The organism is Flexivirga endophytica (assembly GCF_014640635.1).
Classification (GTDB): Bacteria; Actinomycetota; Actinomycetes; order Actinomycetales; family Dermatophilaceae; genus Flexivirga; species Flexivirga endophytica.
In genome coordinates, this window is sequence record NZ_BMHI01000007.1 from 203,189 (window position 1) to 222,661 (window position 19,473).

Consider the following 19,473-nt stretch of genomic DNA (forward strand, 5'->3'; position numbering starts at 1 on the left):
AGATCGTGTTTCGGGTATGCCGGAAGTGCGCTCCACCGCACTTTCGGCATACCCGCAAGCACGCGGTATGGCGCACCGAGCCTCAGGCGGTGGCTTCCTCCAGCTCGGCCAGCGCGTCCTCGATGTGGTGGATCATCCGCTGCACCGAGGGTGCGCTCTGTCGACAGGCCGTGATGCCGAAGTCGACCTGGTCGTCATACGTGACCAGGGTGATGTTCATCGCCATACCGTCGACGGGGATCGACGCCGGATAGGTGCCTTCGAGGTGAGCGCCGTTGAAATACATCTGTTTCCGAGGTCCCGGCACGTTGGAGATGATGACGTTGAACGGCGGGCGGCCACCCAGGCTGTAGGTCGGCAGCATCGACAGTCCGAGACCGGCGACGTTGTAACCGGACATCAGCAGCAACTGCAACGGCGTGAGTTCGCGCATCGTCTCCTTGGCCGCGGTCGTCGACTCGTGGACGTCCTCGAGCCGCTCGAGCGGGTCATCGACGTGGGTGCCGAGGGTGGCGATCATCGCGCCGATCTCGTTGCCACCCACCTCGCTGGACTCATCGCGTAGGTTGACCGGGCACATCGCCGTCAGCGAACGATCCGGCAACTCGTCCAGCTCCCCGAGATAGCGCCGCAGGGCTCCGCCGCACACGGCGAGCACGACGTCGTTGAACGACACGTTGCACGACTTGGCGACCTGCCGGAACCGGCCGATCTCGAACGTCTGGGCGACGAACCGGCGGGATCCACCGATCCGGCCGTTGAGAATGGTCCGCGGGGCGTCGAACGGTGTCGACAGGCCGGTGTCGCGCAACGACCGGTAGGCGACCTTCAGCGAATTGGGGCCGATACTCACCAGCTCGCCGGCCAGATCCATGCCGCTGCGCAACACCGACATCGGGTTGGACAGCGCGTGGCCGGTCCGCTTCTCGGTCGCGGTCGCTTGCACCGTTTTCGCGGGGAGCGCGTAGGGCGGCATACAGTCCATCGCGTCCGGATCCGGGCTGCACGCCTGCTGCATCAGGTGCAACGCCGACACGCCGTCGACCAGCGCGTGGTGGATCTTGGAGAAGACCGCCACCCGGCCGTCCTCGAGACCCTCGACGACGTGCGCCTCCCACAGCGGCCGGTGCCGATCGAGCAGCGAACCCTGCCAGCGGGAGGTCAGCTCGAAGAGTTCGCGCAGCCGATGAGGCCCCGGCACAGCGGAGCGCCGGATGTGGTGGTCGAGGTCGAGATGCTGGTCGACCGACCAGCGGAAGTTCCCCAGCAGCCCCACCGGGTCCTTCGGCTTCAGGCGGAAGCGCGGGCTGATCTGCTCGCTCGCGACGGTCAACTGTTGCCGCACCCAGTCCGGCGACTCGCCGTCGGGCACCGTGAACAACTGCAGTCCGCCGACGTGCATCGGGTGCTCGCGCGACTCGATCAGCAGGAATCCCGAATCGACCGGTCCCATTCCGGGCATTGGTTTGCCGCCTCTCCGCTGCAGATCACGCTTGTTACGCAACCGTAGGCCTAGGGTAGGGCGCTGGACAGCGTCACTTCACCCTGTGGACAGCCGGATCTGAGCGAAGGAAGTCTCCATGACGTCGACCACGCGGCCGAACGTCGATCACGCACACCCCGTCCGGACGAAGTTCCCCCGCACCAGCAGGCGCTCGGCCGCGCTGGCGGGCAGCCTGCGCACGGTGGCCAAGCCGGCTCTCAACGTGTGGAGCTATGTGCCGTCGCTGTCCCGGTTGTCCGGCGTCATGGACCGCACCGCGGACAAGCTGACCCTGCCGATCGGCACCAGCGTCCGGACGGTGCAACTCGGGCCGTGCGACGCAGAGTGGATCCGTGCCTCCCGCGCCCGTGACGACGGCGCCGTCCTCTACCTGCGCGGCGGCGCGTTCATCGTCTGCAGTCTGGCCTCGCACCGCCGCCTGGTCGCGTCCACCTCTCGCGTCACCCGGCAGCCCGTGCTCAACGTCAACTTCCGGATGCTGCCCGAGGTCACGCTCGAAGGCATGATCGCCGACTGCCTGGCGGGCTACCGGTGGTTGCTCGACGAGGGTTTCCCGGCCGACCGGATCAGCGTCGTCGGCGACTCCGCGGGCGGCTACCTGGCGTTCGCCGTCGCGCTCGCGCTGCGCGACGAGGGTCTGCCGATGCCGGCGTCGATCACCGGCCTGTCCCCGCTTCTCGATCTCGGCGTCGAGCGCAAGGAGGCCAGCCCGCACCGCGACAAGTGCGACCTGTTCACCGTGCGCAGCTGCCGTGCCCTGCAACGGCTCATCGCGCACGTCGACGACGAGCACGAGGCCGACGGCGAGCGCGTGTGCCCCATCGACGCCGACCTGAGCGGCCTGCCGCCGGTGCTCATCCAGATGGGCTCACGGGAGATCCTGCGTCCCGATGCCGAAGTCATGGTCGACCGGCTCGCCGAGGCGGGCGTGCCGACGCAACTGCAGATCTGGACCGGTCAGGTGCACGTCTTCCAGGCCGCCGCGTCGTGGGTGCCCGAGGCCGCCGAGGCGATGCGCGAGATCGGCCGGTTCGTCCGCGCCAACCTGGCTCAGTCCACGGGCAGCGTGCGCACCGCGCGGGAAGCCTCCGCCCGGGTCGCCAGCTCCTCGTCGGGCGGATAGCTCACCTCTTCCAGGCACAGGCCGTGCGGCGCCATGACAGTCACGCCGGGGTCACGCCGGCCGGCGGTCAGCACCTCGGCCGGCCACTGTTCGGTATGGCGCCCGAGCCCCACCGGGACCACTGCGCCCACGAGGGACCGGACCATCGAGTGGCAGAACGCGTCGGCGAGGACCGTGCCGATCAGGACTCCGTCGGCATCGCGATGCCACCGGTAGTCCAGCAGCGTGCGCACCGTCGTCGCGCCCTCGCGCTTCTTGCAGAACGCCGCGAAATCCTTCAATCCCAACAGTTTTCGGGCGGCCGCGTCCATCGCCTCGACGTCGAGTGGTCCTCGCACGACCACGGTGTCGCGGCGTCGCAACGGGTCGAGGGTGGCCGGCTCGTCGACGAGTCGGTAGCTGTAGCGGCGTGACATCGCCGAGAAACGTGCGTCGAAGCCCCCCGGCGCGATCGTCACGCGGTGCACCACCACGTCGCCGGGGAGCACTCCGCCGAGGCGGCTGACTGCCGCCTCCCGCGGGCTGCGGGTGGATCGGCCCGGCAGGGCGGCATACAGGGCGTCGTCGACGTCGACATGACAGACCGCGCCACGAGCGTGGACGCCGGCATCGGTGCGTCCCGCGACGGTCAGCTTCGGCGGGTCGCTGCGCAGGATCGTGCCGAGGCCCTCGGACAGCACCTGCTCCACGGTCCGGCGGCCCGGTTGCATGGCCCAGCCGGAGAAATCGGTGCCGTCATACCCGAAGTCGATCCGCAACCGCATGGTGCCGAGCTTATCGGGCGGCATACATGGTCAATCGTCCAATTTCTCCCCGCCGGGTTTCTCCGCGTGCCAGGATGCCGACGTGAGCTACTCCCCTCGCGCCGCGATCGCGGCGGGCTACTTCGTGCAGGGCTGCGCCTTCCTGTCGCTCACCACGCGCCTGCCGAAGTTCGAAGACCATTGGGGCATCTCACAATTGGGCCTCACGCTGCTCATGCTGATGATCGTGCTACTCGCCGGCTGCGGCTCGCTGCTGTCCGAGAAGGTCGCGCCGCGCCGCGGCAGCGCCATCCTGCTGCGGACCGGTTTGTTCGGGATCACCGTCGCGTTGTTGGTCAGCGGCAACGCCCCGAACATTCCCGTGCTCGTCGTCGGGCTGGCCGTGTATGGCGTCGTCCTCGGCATGGTGGACGCCACGACGAACATGCAGGCGGTCTCACTCGAGCACCAGCTGCGCCGGACCGTGCTGCCATCGTTCCACGGCGCCTGGACCGCCGGCGGCATCACCGGCACGCTGCTCACCCTCGCGCTGCCGCACGCGTCGATCGCCGCCCTGTCGACGGGTCTGGCGGTGTTGCCGCTCGTGGTCGGGTTCGCCCGCTTCCTGCCCGGTTCGGGCACCGCGCCGAACCCGGAGGCGGCCGACGGCATCCCGTGGCGGCCGATCCTGCTGGTCGGGGCCGCGTGCGTGATCTTCTACACGGTCGACACCGCTTCGACCACTTGGGGCTCGGTCTATTTCGACCACACACTCGCTGCTCCGGAAGGCCTGGTCGCACTGGCCACGCTCCCCTACCTGGTGGCGTCGCTGGTGGCGCGTATCGCCGGCGACCGGATGACCGACCGCCTGGGCGCTCCGCAACTGCTGCGCAGCGGTGCCGTGATTGCCATCGTCGGTCTGGTCGTCGTGGTCGTCGCGCCCACGTGGCCGATCGGCGTTCTCGGCTTCCTCGTGCTCGGAGCCGGCATCGCGGTCGTCGCGCCGCTGTCCTACTCGGCGGCCGCCACCCTGGCCCGTGGCAACGGCACGCTCGATCCGGACGTCGCACGGGCGCGCACCGACGCAGTCATCGCGCGTTTCAACCAGTTCAATTATGTCGGCGCGCTGGTCGGCTCGGTCCTCACCGGCGCGATCGGCACCGGTTCACTGCGCATCGGGTATGCCGTGCCCGTCGTCCTGCTCGTCGCGCTGCTCCCGCTGGCGAAGGTGTTCGACCGGGACCGGCTCGCTGCCGTGGGCTGAGGGCCGGCCTGGCCCGGCATACGGCGTGCAGGACCCGACCCGGTGTCACCACCTGACCGGCCCCGCACCCCGAACCCGTGCACAACCCGACACTGGGGAGACTGATGCGCGTCCCCCGGCCCGGGGCCCGGCATACGGCGTGCAGGACCCGACCCGGTGTCACCACCTGACCGGCCCCGCACCCCGAACCCGTGCACAACCCGACCCGGTGTCACCACCTGACCGGCCCCCGCACCCCGAACCCGTGCACGACCCGACCCGGTGTCACCACCTGACCGGCCCCGCACCCCGAACCCGTGCACAACCCGACACTGGGGAGACTGATGCGCGTCCCCCGGCCGGGGGCCCGGCATACCGACGAAAAGGCCCGGAGCCGCTTGCGCGGATCCGGGCCTTCCCGTTGTCGTACGGAGAGTTACTCCTTCTCGGAGCCCTCGGCGTCGTCAGCCTCAGCGGCCTCGGCGTCGTCCGCCTCGACCTGCTGAGCCTTCTCGCCACCGGCCGGCTCGAAGCCTGCGGCAGCAGCGGCCTCGGCCGTGGTGAACCAGACCTCGGCGACGGTCGAGTCGTACCAACGCGAACCGGCGACGTGGTACTTCATCGAGTCCTCGTTGCCCTTGACCGTGAACTTCTCAGCGTCGGGCGACGCGCCGCCCTCGAGCGGAGCAGCGGACTCGGGACCGAACTTGCCCTCGGCGGACTCGTCGGTGGACTCGGCAGCAGCCGCGTCCTCCTTGACCGAACGCTTCGTGGCGGCCTCGGCCTCGGCAACGACGGCGCGCTTCGGCTTGGCGTTGACCGGCTCGCGAACGAGTTCGATGACGGCCATCGGCGCGTTGTCGCCCTTGCGGGGACCGATCTTGGTGATGCGGGTGTAGCCGCCCTGGCGGTCGGCCATGTCGGGCGCGATCTCGGTGAAGAGACGGTGCACGACACCCTTGTCACGGATGACGGTCATGACCCGACGACGGGCGTGCAGGTCACCGCGCTTGGCGAAGGTGACCAGACGCTCGGCGAGCGGGCGCAGCCGCTTTGCCTTGGCCTCGGTCGTGGTGATCCGGTCGTGCTCGAACAGTGCCTGCGCCAGGTTGGCCAGGATCAGCCGCTCGTGCGCGGGGCCGCCACCGAGACGGGGACCCTTTGTTGGGGTAGGCATGAATTCTCCTTGTATGTCGAATCACGTTGTCCTACAACGTGATTCCGCGAACGTTGGTGGCGGTTGCTCAGTACTGCTCGTCTTCGGCGAAGCTGCCGTCGGCGTCCTCGTCGTCGTAACGGTCCGCAATGGCGCTCGCGTCGAACCCGGGAGGGCTGTCCTTGAGCTGCAGGCCCATCTCGACCAGCTTGTCCTTGACCTCGTCGATGGACTTCGCACCGAAGTTGCGGATGTCCAGCAGGTCGGCCTCGCTGCGTCCGACGAGCTCACCCACAGTGTGGATGCCCTCGCGCTTGAGGCAGTTGTAGGAGCGGACCGTCAGGTCCAGGTCCTCGATCGGCAGCGCCAGGTCGGCGGCCAGGGCGGCGTCGGTCGGGCTCGGGCCCATGTCGATGCCCTCGGCCTCGACGTTGAGCTCGCGGGCCAGGCCGAACAGCTCGACCAGGGTCTTGCCGGCGGAGGCCATGGCGTCGCGCGGGGCGATGGCGTTCTTGGTCTCCACGTCGACGATCAGCTTGTCGAAGTCGGTGCGCTGCTCGACACGGGTCGCTTCGACCTTGTAGGTCACGGCGAGGACCGGCGAGTAGATCGAGTCGACCGGGATGCGGCCGATCTCGTGATCGGCCGACTTGTTCTGCTGCGCCGAGACGTAGCCGCGGCCGCGCTCGACGGTCAGCTCCATCTCGATCTTGCCCTTGTCGTTCAGGGTCGCGATGTGCAGGTCGGCGTTGTGCACCTCGACACCGGCCGGCGGTGCGATGTCGGCGGCGGTGACCTCGCCGGGCCCCTGCTTGCGCAGGTACATGACGACCGGCTCGTCGTGCTCCGAGGAGACGACCAGGCCCTTGACGTTCAGGATGATCTCGGTGACGTCTTCCTTGACACCTGGGATCGTGGAGAACTCGTGCTGCACGCCGTCGATGCGCAGGCTGGTGACCGCGGCACCCGGGATGCTCGAGAGCAGCGTGCGACGCAGGGAGTTGCCGAGCGTGTAGCCGAAGCCCGGCTCCAGCGGCTCGATGACGAAACGCGAGCGGTTGTCGGAGACAACGTCTTCGCTGAGTGAGGGGCGCTGTGCAATAAGCACTTCTTGTTTCCTTTCCTCAGGGCCACCGCTATATGAAGCCCTGTGAACCGCAAACGACTCTGTATTCGCTTGCCGCTATTGAGTTGTATGCCGACAGCGCCGGTCGAGCAGCGTGCCGCTGCTCGACCGGCGTGCGGACTCAGTTCTTCGAGTAGAGCTCGACGATGAGCTGCTCGGTCAGCGCGATGTCGATCTGCTCGCGCGTGGGCAGCGAGTGGATCAGGATCTGCAGCGTCTCGGGCACGACGTGCATCCAGGCCGGGGCCTGCCGCTCACCGAAGGTCTCGCGAGCCAGCTGGACCGGGAACTTCTCCCGGGACTGCTTGCGGACGGTGATGATGTCGTACTGCTCCACGCGGTATGACGGGACGTCGACGCGCTTGCCGTTGACCTCGAAGTGACCGTGGGTCACCATCTGGCGGGCAGCGCGGCGGGTGCGAGCCAGTCCGGCGCGGTAGATGACGCTGTCCAGGCGCGACTCCAGGATTACCAGCAGGTTCTCACCGGTCTTGCCGGGGCGACGAGCTGCTTCCTTGTAGTAGCGGACGAACTGCTTCTCCATCACGCCGTAGGTGAAGCGAGCCTTCTGCTTCTCCTGCAACTGGGTGAGGTATTCCTTCTCCTGCACCCGACCACGGCCGTGCTGGCCGGGAGGGAAGGGACGCATTTCGAAGTTCTTGTCGCCACCGACGAGGTCGGTCTTGAGACGACGCGACTTCTTGGTGATCGGGCCGGTGTAACGGGCCATGGGTCAAATCTCCTTGGAAGTGAAGGTCGTCAGCTACGACGCTTGGGCTGGCGGACGCCGTTGTGCGGCTGCGGAGTGACGTCGGAGATCGCTCCGACCTCGAGGCCGGCAGCGGCCAGCGAACGGATCGCGGTCTCGCGGCCCGAACCCGGACCCTTGACGAAGACGTCGACCTTGCGCATGCCGTGGTCCATCGCACGACGCGCGGCGGCCTCAGCGGCCATCTGCGCGGCATACGGCGTCGACTTGCGCGAGCCCTTGAAGCCGACCTGACCGGCCGACGCCCAAGAAATCACCGCACCGGCGGGGTCGGTGATCGAGACGATCGTGTTGTTGAAGGTGCTGCGGATGTAGGCGTGGCCCGCAGCGACGTTCTTCTTCTCCTTGCGGCGCACCTTTTTGGCGCCGGAAGCCTGACGGCTCTTGGGAGGCATGAATTCTCCTGAAAACTAAAGTCGAAAAATGGGTGTCCCGAGAGGGATTACTTGGCCTTCTTCTTACCGGCGACCGTGCGCTTCGGACCCTTGCGGGTGCGGGCGTTGGTCTTGGTGCGCTGGCCGTGCACGGGCAGACCCCGGCGGTGGCGCAGACCCTGGTAGGAACCGATCTCGACCTTGCGGCGAATGTCAGAGGCGATCTCGCGCCGCAAGTCACCCTCGAGGCGGAAGCTGCCCTCGAGGAAGTCACGCAGTTTGACGACTTCGTCTTCGGAGAGGTCGCGGACACGGGTGTCCGGGCTGACGCTGGTAGCTGCCAGCGCCTGCGCGGCGCGGGTCTTCCCGACGCCGAAAATGTAGGTAAGTGCAACCTCGACGCGCTTCTCACGCGGCAGGTCGACACCGATCAAACGTGCCATCAGGCATTTCTCCTGTTGTCTCGCAGAGGTCTGGTGCGTGACCGTTCCCGCATCAGCCGGAGTGGCTGGGTTGCTGGGTCTCGGGCCTCTGCGCCCGAGGTGACGTCCACGTCCGAGGACGTGGAGTGAGGATCACGCGAATCAAAGATGTTCAGTTGTTCACTTCTTGCGTCCGATGTGAAGACGCGAGTCGTGCAGGTGATCAGCCCTGGCGCTGCTTGTGGCGAGCGTTCTCGCAGATCACCATGACCCGACCGTTGCGGCGGATCACCTTGCACTTGTCGCAAATCTTCTTGACGCTCGGCTGGACCTTCATCTGCCTACTGTCTTGAAGTCAGGCCACCGCGGGACGCGGTGGCGGTGCGAACATGCCGACGAATCAGCGGTAGCGGAAGACGATCCGGCCGCGGGTCAGGTCATACGGGCTCAGCTCCACCACGACCCGGTCCTCAGGGAGGATCCGGATGTAGTGCTGTCGCATTTTGCCGGAGATGTGTGCGAGCACTTTGTGACCGTTGGTCAGCTCCACCCGAAACATTGCGTTCGGGAGGGCCTCGACGATCGTGCCCTCGATCTCGATGACACCGTCCTTCTTGGCCATGCCTTCCTAACTGATTCTCGGCGAGGCGTTCTCCGGTTGAGAACGCCCCTGATGACGTCGGGTATGCCGTGCCTGCTCCGAGGTGTGGACACACGCCAATCACAGTTCGTGGTGAACCCCGAAGCGGAATGGCGATGGATCGTGCGCGCGGAAACAGACACTCCAGACCCGACGGATCAGTCTACCCGCCGACCGGCTGGCGTCCCAAATCGGCAAGGAAGACCACCTGGCCGGTGGAGAACGGCATACCGGCCGGTCACGTGCGTAGGTGCACGTGACCGGCCGGCGTCAGCGGTGGCTCTGAAGACCCCGGCGATCAGCTCTTCTTGTCGGGAGCTTGCTCGCCGGTGTCCTCCGAGTCGCTCTCGACGGACTCGAGCGGCTGTTGCGGGGTCGGCTTCAGCGGCTCACCGTCCTGCTTGCCCCACGCGGCCCAACCGTCCGGGTGACGCTCGCCTTCGTTCGGTGTCTCAGTCATGTCTTGTCCCCTTCGTTGTGTTTCAGGACGACCAGCCGCAGCGGGCGCCGTCCTCCCTGGTGGCCACCGGCGCTGCGCAGTCGTGCCGCACCGACCGGCACCGTCCAAGCCTGCCACTGCGGAGGCTCGCCCCGCTGGCGTTCGGCGAAGGCCGCGGCTCGCCCTCCGGCGGCTAACCGATCGGTGCGTATGACGCGCCGGCCGCGGCGAGCTCGGCCGCTCCCCCGTCGACCGCGGTCAGCACCCACAGCCCGCCCTCGGTGACCGCCACGGTGTGCTCCCAGTGGGCGGCGCGCCGGCCGTCATCGGTCACCACGGTCCATTCGTCGGCGAGTTCGTGCGACTCGTGGGTGCCGAGGGTCAGCATCGGCTCGATGGCGACGGTCGCGCCGGTGCGCACCTCCGGGCCGCGCGGGCGAACGCGTTCGTTGTAGACGGTGGGCTCCATGTGCATCTCGGTGCCGATGCCGTGCCCGGTGTAGCCGTCGAGGATGCCGTAGTGGTGCGCATCTGCGGCGCCGCTGGCGATCACCGAGTCCTCGATGACACCGCCGAGCTCATAGATGCCGATACCCGGCCGCAGCGCGGCGATGCCGGCCCACAGCGCCCGGTGGGTCGCCGCCGACAACTGCAGGTCCTCGGCGCGGGCAGCGGCGTCACCACCGACGACGAGGGTGATGGCAGCGTCACCGTGCCACCCCTCGACGATCGCGCCACAGTCGATCGAGACCAGGTCACCCTCCTCCAGCACCCGCGCGCCGGGGATACCGTGCACGACCTCGTCGTTGACCGAGACGCAGAGCGTGCCGGTGAAACCGTAGTAACCGAGGAAGCTGGGGGTGCCGCCCTTGCCGCGGATGAACTCCTCGGCGATCGCGTCGAGGGCCCCTGTCGTCATACCGGCGTGGGCGGAGGTCCGGAGCAGCTCGAGGCACTCGCCGACCACCAGGCCGGCGCGACGCATGAGCAGGATCTGCTCGGGTGTCTTGACCGGCAGCCGTTCCCGGCCGAAGATCACGCGGTCGGGAGCCCGTCCAGTGCGGTGCTGATGCGCTCCGACACCTCGTCGAGCTCACCCACACCGTCGACCGGCACCACGAGGTGCCGCTCGGAGTAGATGCGCACCAGCGGCGCCGTCTCCTCGCGGTAGATGCGCTGCCGCTCGCGGATGACGTCCTCGGTGTCGTCGGTGCGACCACTGGTCTCGGCCCGCTTCACCAGCCGGGTCACCAGCTCCTGCTCGTCCACCTGCAGCTCGAGGACCGCGTCCAGTGCGTGTCCCCAACCGGCGAGCAGGGTGTCGAGTGCTTCGACCTGCGCGACCGTGCGCGGGTAGCCGTCGAGCAGGAAGCCGTCCCGCGCGTCGTCCTGGGCGAGCCGGTCGGCCACGATCTGGTTGGTGATCTCATCAGGGACGTAGCCGCCCGCGTCGAGGATGCCGGTCACCTGCTTGCCCAGGGGTGTCTCGCGGCGGATGTTGTCGCGGAAGATGTCACCGGTGGAGATGTGTGGGATGCCTCGTGATCCGCAGATCCGCTCGGCTTGCGTGCCTTTGCCCGCACCCGGCGGACCCAGAATGATGAGGCGCATTGTTATCTCAGGAACCCTTCGTAATGGTGCTGCTGCAGCTTGGAGTTGATCTGCTTGACGGTATCGAGACCGACACCTACGAGGATGATGATGGAGGCGCCACCGAACGGGAAGTTCTGGTTGGTCCCCACCAGGGCGAGGGCGATCAACGGGATCAGGGCGATGATCGCCAGGTAGATCGCGCCGCCGACGGTGATCCGGGAGAGCACGTAGTTGATGTACTTCGAGGTCGCCTTGCCCGCGCGCACGCCCGGGATGAACGAGCCGGACTGCTTCAGTCCGTCCGCCACCTCATCGGGCTGATAGGTGATCGACACGTAGAAGAACGTGAAGAAGACGTTCAACAGCGTGTAGACGATCATGTATGACGGGTGGTCGCTCTTGCCCAGGTTGTTGAAGATCCATTCGGCCCAGCCCGACGGCGCCTTGGTGCCGCCCTGCGGGTTGGTGAACTGCGCGACCATCACCGGCAACGACAGCAGCGAGCTGGCGAAGATGATCGGTATCACGTTAGCCATGTTGACCTTGAGCGGGATGTAGGTCGACGTGCCGCCATACATCCGCCGGCCGATCATCCGCTTGGCGTATTGCACCGGCAAGCGCCGGATGGAGTTCTCGACGTAGACCACGACCGTCAGGATGACCAGGCCCATGAGTACGACGACGAAGAACTTGCCCCAGCCCTGGTTGTGGATCGACCAGATCTCGGAGGGGACGCGAGCGGCGACGGAGACAAGGATCAGGATCGACATGCCCTGACCGACGCCCTTCTCGGTGACCTGCTCACCGAGCCACATGATCAGTCCGGTACCGGCGGTGAAGGTCAGCACCATGATGACCAGCGTCGGCATGGCGCCGTCGGTCATGATGTCGGCGCAGGCCGGGCCGGAGCCAAGGATCGACTGCGGGTTGTTGTGCACCGCGGTGACCAGCGTGGAGGACTGCAGGATGGCCAGCCCGATGGTCAGATAACGCGTGTACTGCGTCATCTTGGCCTGCCCGGACTGCCCCTCCTTCTTCAGCTGCTCGAACTTCGGGATCACGACGGTCAACAGCTGCACGATGATCGTCGCGGTGATGTAGGGCATGATGCCCAGCGCGAAGATCGACAGCTGCAACAGGGCGCCACCGGAGAACAGGTTGGCCAGGCCCAGCAGCGACTGCTGCCCACCCGAGCCGTTCTGACAGGCCTGCACCTGTGTGTAGTTGATGCCGGGGGCCGGGACGTGTGAGCCAAGCCGGAAAACGGCAACGATAGCCAGCGTGAACAAGATCTTGTTCCGTAGCTCGGGCGTGCGGAACGCGCGGCCGAAGACGTTGAGCAACGTGAGTCCTCCTGGGCAGACCTCCGTGCAGGAGGTGAGCCATGACGAGTGCCGGCTGGTCCGGTGAGGACCGCTAGCCGACCGGCCCACACCGGTCGGTGGAGGCACTTCTTGAGCTGGCTGTGAACTTGATACGGAACAAGCCTCGTGCAGAGATTACCTGGCTGGCTCGCCGGGTGAACCGTTGGGTGACACGAAAGCAGTGCTACCTGATGGCGAAAAACCGTTCGCCGCGGTGCCGCGGCTCGTTCCTGGTCGCCGCGCCGACGAACGTGTACTCGAAGGCGCGAAAGCGCCCCGCGGGAAACAACGAGAGCTACCGTCTCGTCGTTCCCGCGGGGCGCTTCAGAGCTGCGTCGTCACGAGCTGCCTCAAGCGGCAGTGATCGTGCCGCCCGCAGCCTCGACCTTGTCCTTGGCCGATGCGGAGAACTTCTGCACGGTGAGGTTCACCGTGACGGTGATCTCGCCGGTGCCGAGCACCTTGACCGGCTGACCCTTGCGGACCGCGCCCTTGGCGACCAGGTCCTCGACGGTGACGTCGCCGCCGTCGGGGAACAGTGCCGAGATCTTGTCCAGGTTGACAACCTGGTACGTGACCTTGAACGGGTTCTTGAAGCCCCGCATCTTCGGCAGTCGCATGTGGATCGGCGTCTGGCCACCCTCGAAGCCCTCGGGCACCTGGTAACGCGCCTTCGTGCCCTTGGTGCCTCGACCGGCGGTCTTGCCCTTGGAGCCCTCACCGCGACCCACACGGGTCTTGGCGGTCTTGGCACCGGGAGCAGGACGCAGGTGGTGCACCTTCAGTGCGTGCGTCTTCTCTTCAGTCATTTCACTTCTCCTCGACGGTCACCAGGTGGGCGACCGCGCGAACCATGCCGCGGAATTCCGGGCTGTCCGGCTTCTCGACCGTGTGACCGATCCGCTTCAGGCCGAGCGACCGCAAGGTCTCCCGGTGCTGGGGCTTGCCACCGATCTCGGAGCGGATCTGAGTCACAACCAGCGTGTTTGCCATCAGGCACCTGCCTTGTCGCTCTGCGCAGCGGCGGCTTCGGCCATCGCGTGCTGCATCGCAGCCGGGGCGACCTGGTCCAGCGGCAGGCCGCGACGGGCGGCAACGGCCTCGGGACGCTCCAGGCTCTTGAGGGCAGTCACCGTCGCGTGCACGATGTTGATCGCGTTGTCCGAGCCGAGCGACTTGGACAACACGTCGTGGATACCCGCGCACTCGAGCACGGCGCGCACCGGACCACCGGCGATGACACCGGTACCGGGGCTGGCCGGGCGCAGCAAGACGACGCCGGCAGCGGCTTCACCCTGCACCGGGTGCGGGATGGTGCCGCCGATCATCGGGACGCGGAAGAAGGACTTCTTCGCTTCCTCGACACCCTTGGCGATGGCGGACGGCACTTCCTTGGCCTTGCCGTAGCCGACGCCGACGGTCCCCTGACCGTCACCGACGACGACGAGCGCGGTGAAGCTGAAGCGACGACCACCCTGCACGACCTTGGCGACACGGTTGATGGTGACGACGCGCTCGAGGTACTGGTTGCGGTCGTCGCCACCACGGCGGCCGCCGCGGTCGTTGTCCCGGCCGCGACGGTTGTCGCGACGGTCGTTGTTGTTGTTGTCGTTCGGGCCGCTGCCGGTGGAGCCGGCAGCGCCTCGACGCTGGGGTCCAGGCATCAGTGCTTCCTCATCTCGACGTTGAACTTGCGGGTCACAGTGTCAAACCACCTTCACGAGCGCCGTCCGCGATGGCGGCGACCCGTCCGGCGTACTTGTTGCCGCCGCGGTCGAAGACAACAGCCTCGACACCGGCCGCCTTGGCGCGCTCGGCGACGAGCTCGCCGACCTTGCGGGCCTTGGCGGTCTTGTCACCGTCGAGTGCACGCAGGTCCGCCTCCATGGTCGACGCGGACGCGACAGTCTTGCCGACGGTGTCGTCGACGACCTGCACGAACACGTGGCGCGAGGAACGGTTGACGACCAGGCGGGGGCGCTGCGCCGTACCGGACACGCGCTTGCGCAGCCGGAAGTGACGCCGAGCGCGGGCCGCAGCCTTGCTCGTGGAACGCTTCACAATCTTTGCCATGGCTTACTTACCAGCCTTTCCGACCTTGCGGCGGATGTGCTCGCCTTCGTAGCGAACACCCTTTGCCTTGTACGGGTCGGGCTTGCGCAGCTTGCGGATGTTGGCGGCAACCTCACCGACCTGCTGCTTGTCGACACCGCTGACCGAGAACCGGGTGGGGTTCTCGACCGCGAAGGTGATGCCCTCCGGAGCCTTGACCAGGATCGTGTGGCTGTAACCGAGGGCGAACTCGAGGTCCGAACCCTTGGCCGTCACGCGGTAACCCGTGCCGTGGATCTCCAGCTTCTTGGTGAAGCCGTCGGTCACACCGACGACCATGTTGTTGATGAGGCTGCGGGTCAGGCCGTGGCGGGACCGCGCGTCACGCTCATCGTTGGGGCGCGACACATCGATCACACCGTCCTCGCCCTTGGCGACGGTGATCGGCTCCGGCACGGTGAGTGCGAGCTGGCCCTTGGGGCCCTTGACCGCGACGGCCTGGCCGTCGATGGTCACCTCGACACCGCTGGGCACCGGAACGGGGAGACGTCCAATACGCGACATCTGTCTAACTCCTTATCTGTTCCGGGTCACCAGACGTAGGCGAGGACTTCCCCGCCAACGCCCTTGCTCGCCGCTTGCCTGTCGGTCAACAGGCCGGACGATGTGGAAAGGATGGCAACGCCGAGACCGCCGAGAACCTTCGGCAGGTTGGTGGACTTGGCGTAGACCCGCAGGCCGGGCTTGCTCACGCGGCGGACGCCGGCGATGGAGCGCTCCCGGTTGGGGCCGTACTTCAGGTCGATGGTGAGCGTCTTGTCGACACCCTCGCCCTCGACGCGGAACCCCGAGATGTAACCCTCCGCCTGGAGGATCTCGGCGATGTGCGACTTGAGCTTGCTGTGCGGCATCGTCGCCGAGTCGTGGTGCGCCGAGTTGGCGTTCCGGACGCGGGTCAACATGTCCGCGATCGGGTCGGTCATGGTCATGGTGGGCACTTGCCCTTCTCACCGTGGTTTCTGCTCCCCAGTGGAGTGCGGACCTTCGGTGTAGTTGTTACGTGGTTTATGCAGGTGTGCTGGCCGAAGCCGGTATGACGAGAAGCCTTCTCGTCATACCGGATTCACCAACTGGACTTGGTGACGCCGGGCAGCTCGCCGCGGTGCGCCATCTCGCGCAAGCAGATCCGGCACAGGCCGAACTTGCGGTAGACCGAGTGCGGACGTCCGCAGCGCTGGCAGCGGGTGTAACCGCGCACGGCGAACTTCGGCTTCTTGTTGGCCTTGTTGACCAGGGCCTTCTTCGCCATGCTCAGTTCTCCTTAAAAGGGAAGCCGAGGTGCTTCAGCAGCGCCCGTCCCTCGTCGTCGTTGCTCGCAGTCGTCACGACCGTGATGTCCATACCGCGGACCCGGTCGATCTTGTCCTGGTCGATCTCGTAGAACACCGACTGCTCGGTCAGACCGAAGGTGTAGTTGCCGTTGCCGTCGAACTGCTTGGGCGACAGTCCGCGGAAGTCGCGGATGCGCGGCAGCGCGATCGAGATCAGCCGGTCCAGGAACTCCCACATGCGGTCGCCGCGCAGCGTGGTGTGCGCACCGATCGGCATACCCTCGCGCAGCTTGAACTGTGCGATGGACTTGCGGGCCTTGGTGACCGCCGGCTTCTGGCCGGTGATCGCCGCGAGGTCCTTGATCGCGCCGTCGATCAGCTTCGAGTCACGGGCGGCGTCGCCGACACCCATGTTGACGACGACCTTGGTCACCGTCGGCACCTGCATCACGTTGGCGAACTTGAAGTCGTCCTGCAGCTGGCCCTTGATCTCGGAGTGGTAGCGAGCCTTCAGGCGCGGCGCCACCTTCTCGGGTGCGTTTGCACTCATGCCAGGTCCTTTCCGGATCGCACCGACACGCGGGTACGAACGGTCTTGGTGCGACCGTTGCGCTCCACCTGGTCCTCACGGATCCGGATACGCGTCGGCTTGTTGGTCTCGGGGTCCACGATCATCACGTTGCTGACGTGGATCGGAGCCTCGGTGACCTCGATGCCACCGGCACCGCCACCCGGCTGACCGGCCTTGACGTGCTTGGTGATCCGGTTGACACCCTCGACCAGCACACGCCGGCGCTCGGGGTCGACCGAGATGACCTTGCCCTGCAGGCCCTTGTCCTTGCCAGAAATGACCTGAACCAGGTCGTTCTTCTTGATCTTCATCTTCGGCTTGCCTGCCATAGTCAGAGCACCTCCGGCGCGAGCGAGATGATCTTCATGAACTTCTTGTCACGCAGCTCGCGGCCCACCGGGCCGAAGATGCGAGTGCCGCGCGGGTCACCATCGGTCTTGAGGATGACTGCAGCGTTCTCGTCGAACTTGATGTAGCTGCCGTCCGGACGGCGCTTCTCCTTGCGGGTACGCACGACAACCGCCTTGACCACATCGCCCTTCTTGACGTTTCCGCCCGGGATGGCGTCCTTGACGGTCGCCACGATGGTGTCACCGATGCCGGCGTAGCGACGTCCCGAGCCACCGAGCACACGGATGCACAAGATCTCCTTGGCACCGGTGTTGTCGGCGACTCGCAGTCGCGACTCCTGCTGGATCACGTTTCTTCTCCTGTCGTCTCACTGGTTCTCGCTCTGGGCGAGCCTTGCGGAACGGATGTGTTTGCAGTTGCGGTGGCAAGCCACCGCGATGGTCGTCCGACCTGCGGCCGGACGGACGTTTACTTGGCCTTCTCGAGGATCTCGACCACGCGCCAGCGCTTCTGCGCCGACAGCGGACGGGTCTCCATGATCAGGACGCGGTCGCCGACGCCACACGAGTCCTGCTCGTCGTGCGCCTTGACACGGGCGGTCTTGCGCTGGACCTTGCCGTAGAGCGCGTGCTTGACGCGGTCCTCGACCTCGACGACGACCGTCTTGGTCATCTTGTCGCTGACGACGTAGCCCTGACGGGTCTTGCGGTCGTTGCGCTCGCCCGCGGCCTTGCCGGCCTGCTCCTGCGTCACGGTTGCTTCCTTGATCTCTTCGCTCATGACCCGACCTTCTCGTCGTCGGACTCCTGCGCGGCACGACCGATGCCGAGCTCACGCTCACGCAACTCCGTGTAGATGCGTGCGATGTCCTTGCGGACCGCACGCAGCCGCGAGTTGTTCTCCAGCTGGCCGGTGGCCGACTGGAAGCGCAGGTTGAACAGCTCCTGCTTGGCCTTGCCGAGCTCGTCGGTCAGGGCCTGGTCGTCCAACTCACGCAGCTTGGCGGAGGTCAGTTCCTTCGAACCCACTGCCATCAGAGGTCACCACCTTCACGCGCGACGAAGCGGCACTTCATCGGCAGCTTGTGCATCGCCAGGCGCAGGGCCTCGCGAGCAACTTCCTCGGGCACACCGGACAGCTCGAACATGATCCGGCCCGGCTTGACGTTGGCAACCCACCACTCGGGCGAACCCTTACCGGAACCCATGCGGGTCTCGGCAGGCTTCTTGGTCAGCGGACGGTCCGGGTAGATGTTGATCCAGACCTTTCCGCCACGCTTCATGTAGCGGGTCATGGCAATACGAGCGGACTCGATCTGCCGGTTGGTGACGTATGCCGGCTCCAGCGCCTGGATGCCGTAGTCACCGAACGACACAGCGGTGCCACCCTTGGCGGCTCCACCGCGCTTGGGGTGGTGCTGCTTGCGGTGCTTCACACGACGGGGAATCAACATCAGGCTTGCTCTCCCTGGTTGGTCGCTTCACCCGCGGGGGCTGCAGCGACGGCGTCCTGGGCGACCGGCGCCTCCGCCGGAGCTTCGGCGGAGCGAGGAGCCGCGTCACGACGGCCGCGCCCACCGCCACGCCGGTCGTCACGACGACCACGCGCGGGACGGCTCGGGGCAGCAGCCTGCTCACGCGCCAACTCCTTGGCGGTCAGGTCACCCTTGTAGATCCAGACCTTCACGCCGATGCGGCCGAAGGTGGTACGGGCCTCGTAGAAGCCGTAGTCGATGTTCGCGCGCAGCGTGTGCAGCGGCACACGACCTTCGCGGTAGAACTCGGTGCGGCTCATCTCGGCGCCGTTCAGACGACCCGAGACCATCACCCGGATGCCCTTGGCACCGGCGCGCTCGGCCGTCTGCATGCCCTTGCGCATCGCGCGACGGAAGTTCACGCGGGCAGACAGCTGCTCGGCGATGCCCTGCGCGACCAGCTGAGCGTCGGTCTCGGGGTTCTTGACCTCGAGGATGTTCAGCTGAACCTGCTTGCCGGTGAGCTTCTCCAGCGCACCACGCAGGCGGTCGGCCTCGGCGCCGCGGCGACCGATGACGATGCCGGGACGCGCGGTGTGGATGTCGACACGCACACGGTCACGGGTGCGCTCGATCTCGACCTTGCTGATGCCGGCGCGCTCCATGCCCGTGGACATGAGGCCGCGGATCGCGACATCTTCCTTGACGTAGTCGCGGTAGCGCTGACCCGGCTTCGCCGAGTCCGCGAACCAACGGCTCTTGTGGTCCGTCGTGATGCCGAGACGGAAACCGTTCGGGTTGACCTTCTGACCCATTACCGGCCACCGTCCTTTCGCTCGGGCTGTGCAACGTACAGCGTGATGTGGCTGGACCGCTTCAGGATCCGGCTCGCGCGACCCTGCGCACGAGGACGGAACCGCTTCATGGTCGGGCCTTCGTCGACATACGCCTCGGTGACGACCAGCAGACGCTCGTCGAACGCGACCGACGCCTGGTCCGCCTTCTGGCGGGCGTTGGCGATGGCGCTGTTCAGCGTCTTCAGCACCTGCTCGCTCGCGCTCTGCGGCGCGAAGGTGAGCAGGTGGATCGCCTCTTGGACGTTCTTGCCACGCACCATGTCGACGACGCGACGGGCCTTCATCGGCGTGATGCGGACGAACCGCGCCTGCGCCTTGGCTCCCACGGTCGGGGTGGTGTT

The 19,473-nt window shown here is 66.6% G+C and carries 30 protein-coding genes; 2 read left to right on the forward strand and 28 right to left on the reverse strand.

Features of this window, described 5'->3' with window-relative positions:
* Positions 1-82: 82 nt before the first annotated feature.
* On the reverse strand, positions 83-1,462 hold the full coding sequence (locus IEX71_RS20780) for a WS/DGAT/MGAT family O-acyltransferase (protein WP_188838990.1): 1,380 nt from the start codon (positions 1,460-1,462) through the stop codon (positions 83-85).
* A gap of 118 nt (positions 1,463-1,580) precedes the next feature.
* Here IEX71_RS20780 and IEX71_RS20785 point away from each other — a divergent pair, with 118 nt between their 5' ends.
* Positions 1,581-2,627 carry an alpha/beta hydrolase gene (locus tag IEX71_RS20785; protein WP_188838991.1) on the forward strand — a complete coding sequence of 349 codons (1,047 nt, stop codon included), beginning with the start codon at positions 1,581-1,583 and terminating at the stop codon, positions 2,625-2,627.
* Here the strand turns inward: IEX71_RS20785 and IEX71_RS20790 are convergent.
* The gene (locus tag IEX71_RS20790) at positions 2,555-3,391 is read right to left on the reverse strand and encodes a tRNA pseudouridine synthase A (RefSeq protein ID WP_188839048.1); all 837 of its coding nucleotides are present in this window, start codon (positions 3,389-3,391) and stop codon (positions 2,555-2,557) included. The two genes, IEX71_RS20785 and IEX71_RS20790, sit on opposite strands and share 73 nt — an antisense overlap.
* 82 nt (positions 3,392-3,473) lie before the next feature.
* Here IEX71_RS20790 and IEX71_RS20795 point away from each other — a divergent pair, with 82 nt between their 5' ends.
* Positions 3,474-4,634, forward strand: a complete 1,161-nt coding sequence (locus IEX71_RS20795; protein ID WP_188838992.1) for an MFS transporter — start codon at positions 3,474-3,476, stop codon at positions 4,632-4,634.
* A 415-nt stretch (positions 4,635-5,049) separates the two neighbouring features.
* Here the strand turns inward: IEX71_RS20795 and rplQ are convergent, their stop codons facing one another.
* The 26 genes from rplQ to rplV all read right to left on the reverse strand — a co-directional run bounded on the left by rplQ (position 5,050) and on the right by rplV (position 19,458).
* Positions 5,050-5,790: a 50S ribosomal protein L17, sunset domain variant gene (rplQ, locus tag IEX71_RS20800; protein WP_188838993.1), complete on the reverse strand. Its 741-nt coding sequence runs from the start codon at positions 5,788-5,790 to the stop codon at positions 5,050-5,052.
* A gap of 67 nt (positions 5,791-5,857) precedes the next feature.
* Positions 5,858-6,877, reverse strand: coding sequence for a DNA-directed RNA polymerase subunit alpha (locus IEX71_RS20805; RefSeq protein ID WP_188838994.1), 1,020 nt, complete (start codon positions 6,875-6,877; stop codon positions 5,858-5,860).
* A 139-nt stretch (positions 6,878-7,016) separates the two neighbouring features.
* Positions 7,017-7,625, reverse strand: coding sequence for a 30S ribosomal protein S4 (gene rpsD, locus IEX71_RS20810; protein WP_188838995.1), 609 nt, complete (start codon positions 7,623-7,625; stop codon positions 7,017-7,019).
* A gap of 29 nt (positions 7,626-7,654) precedes the next feature.
* Positions 7,655-8,059 (reverse strand): 30S ribosomal protein S11, encoded by a 405-nt coding sequence (gene rpsK, locus IEX71_RS20815; RefSeq protein WP_188838996.1) that lies wholly within the window; start codon positions 8,057-8,059, stop codon positions 7,655-7,657.
* A gap of 47 nt (positions 8,060-8,106) precedes the next feature.
* Positions 8,107-8,481, reverse strand: a complete 375-nt coding sequence (rpsM, locus tag IEX71_RS20820; protein WP_188838997.1) for a 30S ribosomal protein S13 — start codon at positions 8,479-8,481, stop codon at positions 8,107-8,109.
* A 202-nt stretch (positions 8,482-8,683) separates the two neighbouring features.
* Positions 8,684-8,797, reverse strand: coding sequence for a 50S ribosomal protein L36 (gene rpmJ / locus IEX71_RS20825; RefSeq protein ID WP_019286332.1), 114 nt, complete (start codon positions 8,795-8,797; stop codon positions 8,684-8,686).
* Between the two features lie 63 nt (positions 8,798-8,860).
* Positions 8,861-9,082, reverse strand: coding sequence for a translation initiation factor IF-1 (infA, locus tag IEX71_RS20830; RefSeq protein ID WP_006946284.1), 222 nt, complete (start codon positions 9,080-9,082; stop codon positions 8,861-8,863).
* 316 nt (positions 9,083-9,398) lie between these two features.
* Positions 9,399-9,560, reverse strand: coding sequence for a hypothetical protein (locus IEX71_RS20835; RefSeq protein WP_188838998.1), 162 nt, complete (start codon positions 9,558-9,560; stop codon positions 9,399-9,401).
* Positions 9,561-9,732: 172 nt separating this feature from the next.
* The gene (gene map, locus IEX71_RS20840) at positions 9,733-10,575 is read right to left on the reverse strand and encodes a type I methionyl aminopeptidase (protein ID WP_188839049.1); all 843 of its coding nucleotides are present in this window, start codon (positions 10,573-10,575) and stop codon (positions 9,733-9,735) included.
* Entirely contained in the window at positions 10,575-11,150 is a 576-nt protein-coding gene (locus IEX71_RS20845; protein WP_188838999.1) for an adenylate kinase, read from the reverse strand. Before IEX71_RS20845 ends, map begins: the two co-directional genes overlap by 1 nt.
* A gap of 2 nt (positions 11,151-11,152) precedes the next feature.
* Positions 11,153-12,475 carry a preprotein translocase subunit SecY gene (gene secY, locus IEX71_RS20850; protein WP_188839000.1) on the reverse strand — a complete coding sequence of 441 codons (1,323 nt, stop codon included), beginning with the start codon at positions 12,473-12,475 and terminating at the stop codon, positions 11,153-11,155.
* 371 nt (positions 12,476-12,846) lie between these two features.
* Entirely contained in the window at positions 12,847-13,305 is a 459-nt protein-coding gene (gene rplO, locus IEX71_RS20855; protein ID WP_188839001.1) for a 50S ribosomal protein L15, read from the reverse strand.
* A gap of 1 nt (position 13,306) precedes the next feature.
* Positions 13,307-13,489, reverse strand: a complete 183-nt coding sequence (gene rpmD, locus IEX71_RS20860; RefSeq protein ID WP_188839002.1) for a 50S ribosomal protein L30 — start codon at positions 13,487-13,489, stop codon at positions 13,307-13,309.
* Positions 13,489-14,160, reverse strand: a complete 672-nt coding sequence (gene rpsE, locus IEX71_RS20865; protein WP_188839003.1) for a 30S ribosomal protein S5 — start codon at positions 14,158-14,160, stop codon at positions 13,489-13,491. The genes rpmD and rpsE overlap by 1 nt, the downstream gene beginning before the upstream one ends.
* A gap of 34 nt (positions 14,161-14,194) precedes the next feature.
* Complete coding sequence (gene rplR, locus IEX71_RS20870; RefSeq protein ID WP_188839004.1) at positions 14,195-14,569, reverse strand: 50S ribosomal protein L18; 375 nt, start codon at positions 14,567-14,569, stop codon at positions 14,195-14,197.
* 3 nt (positions 14,570-14,572) lie between these two features.
* A complete protein-coding gene (rplF, locus tag IEX71_RS20875; protein ID WP_188839005.1) occupies positions 14,573-15,112 on the reverse strand; it encodes a 50S ribosomal protein L6 in 540 nt (179 codons plus the stop codon).
* A gap of 26 nt (positions 15,113-15,138) precedes the next feature.
* Positions 15,139-15,537, reverse strand: coding sequence for a 30S ribosomal protein S8 (rpsH, locus tag IEX71_RS20880; protein WP_188839006.1), 399 nt, complete (start codon positions 15,535-15,537; stop codon positions 15,139-15,141).
* A 134-nt stretch (positions 15,538-15,671) separates the two neighbouring features.
* Positions 15,672-15,857, reverse strand: coding sequence for a type Z 30S ribosomal protein S14 (locus IEX71_RS20885; protein WP_188839007.1), 186 nt, complete (start codon positions 15,855-15,857; stop codon positions 15,672-15,674).
* Positions 15,858-15,859: 2 nt separating this feature from the next.
* The gene (gene rplE, locus IEX71_RS20890) at positions 15,860-16,429 is read right to left on the reverse strand and encodes a 50S ribosomal protein L5 (protein ID WP_188839008.1); all 570 of its coding nucleotides are present in this window, start codon (positions 16,427-16,429) and stop codon (positions 15,860-15,862) included.
* Positions 16,426-16,779, reverse strand: coding sequence for a 50S ribosomal protein L24 (gene rplX, locus IEX71_RS20895; RefSeq protein WP_229749923.1), 354 nt, complete (start codon positions 16,777-16,779; stop codon positions 16,426-16,428). The genes rplE and rplX overlap by 4 nt, the downstream gene beginning before the upstream one ends.
* A gap of 2 nt (positions 16,780-16,781) precedes the next feature.
* A complete protein-coding gene (gene rplN / locus IEX71_RS20900) occupies positions 16,782-17,150 on the reverse strand; it encodes a 50S ribosomal protein L14 (protein ID WP_188839009.1) in 369 nt (122 codons plus the stop codon).
* 119 nt (positions 17,151-17,269) lie between these two features.
* Positions 17,270-17,581 (reverse strand): 30S ribosomal protein S17, encoded by a 312-nt coding sequence (gene rpsQ / locus IEX71_RS20905; protein WP_188839010.1) that lies wholly within the window; start codon positions 17,579-17,581, stop codon positions 17,270-17,272.
* Complete coding sequence (gene rpmC, locus IEX71_RS20910; RefSeq protein ID WP_188839011.1) at positions 17,578-17,835, reverse strand: 50S ribosomal protein L29; 258 nt, start codon at positions 17,833-17,835, stop codon at positions 17,578-17,580. Before rpmC ends, rpsQ begins: the two co-directional genes overlap by 4 nt.
* Positions 17,835-18,254, reverse strand: a complete 420-nt coding sequence (gene rplP, locus IEX71_RS20915; protein WP_188839012.1) for a 50S ribosomal protein L16 — start codon at positions 18,252-18,254, stop codon at positions 17,835-17,837. Before rplP ends, rpmC begins: the two co-directional genes overlap by 1 nt.
* Positions 18,254-19,090 carry a 30S ribosomal protein S3 gene (gene rpsC / locus IEX71_RS20920; protein WP_188839013.1) on the reverse strand — a complete coding sequence of 279 codons (837 nt, stop codon included), beginning with the start codon at positions 19,088-19,090 and terminating at the stop codon, positions 18,254-18,256. Before rpsC ends, rplP begins: the two co-directional genes overlap by 1 nt.
* Positions 19,090-19,458, reverse strand: a complete 369-nt coding sequence (rplV, locus tag IEX71_RS20925) for a 50S ribosomal protein L22 (RefSeq protein WP_188839051.1) — start codon at positions 19,456-19,458, stop codon at positions 19,090-19,092. Before rplV ends, rpsC begins: the two co-directional genes overlap by 1 nt.
* Positions 19,459-19,473: the final 15 nt, after the last annotated feature.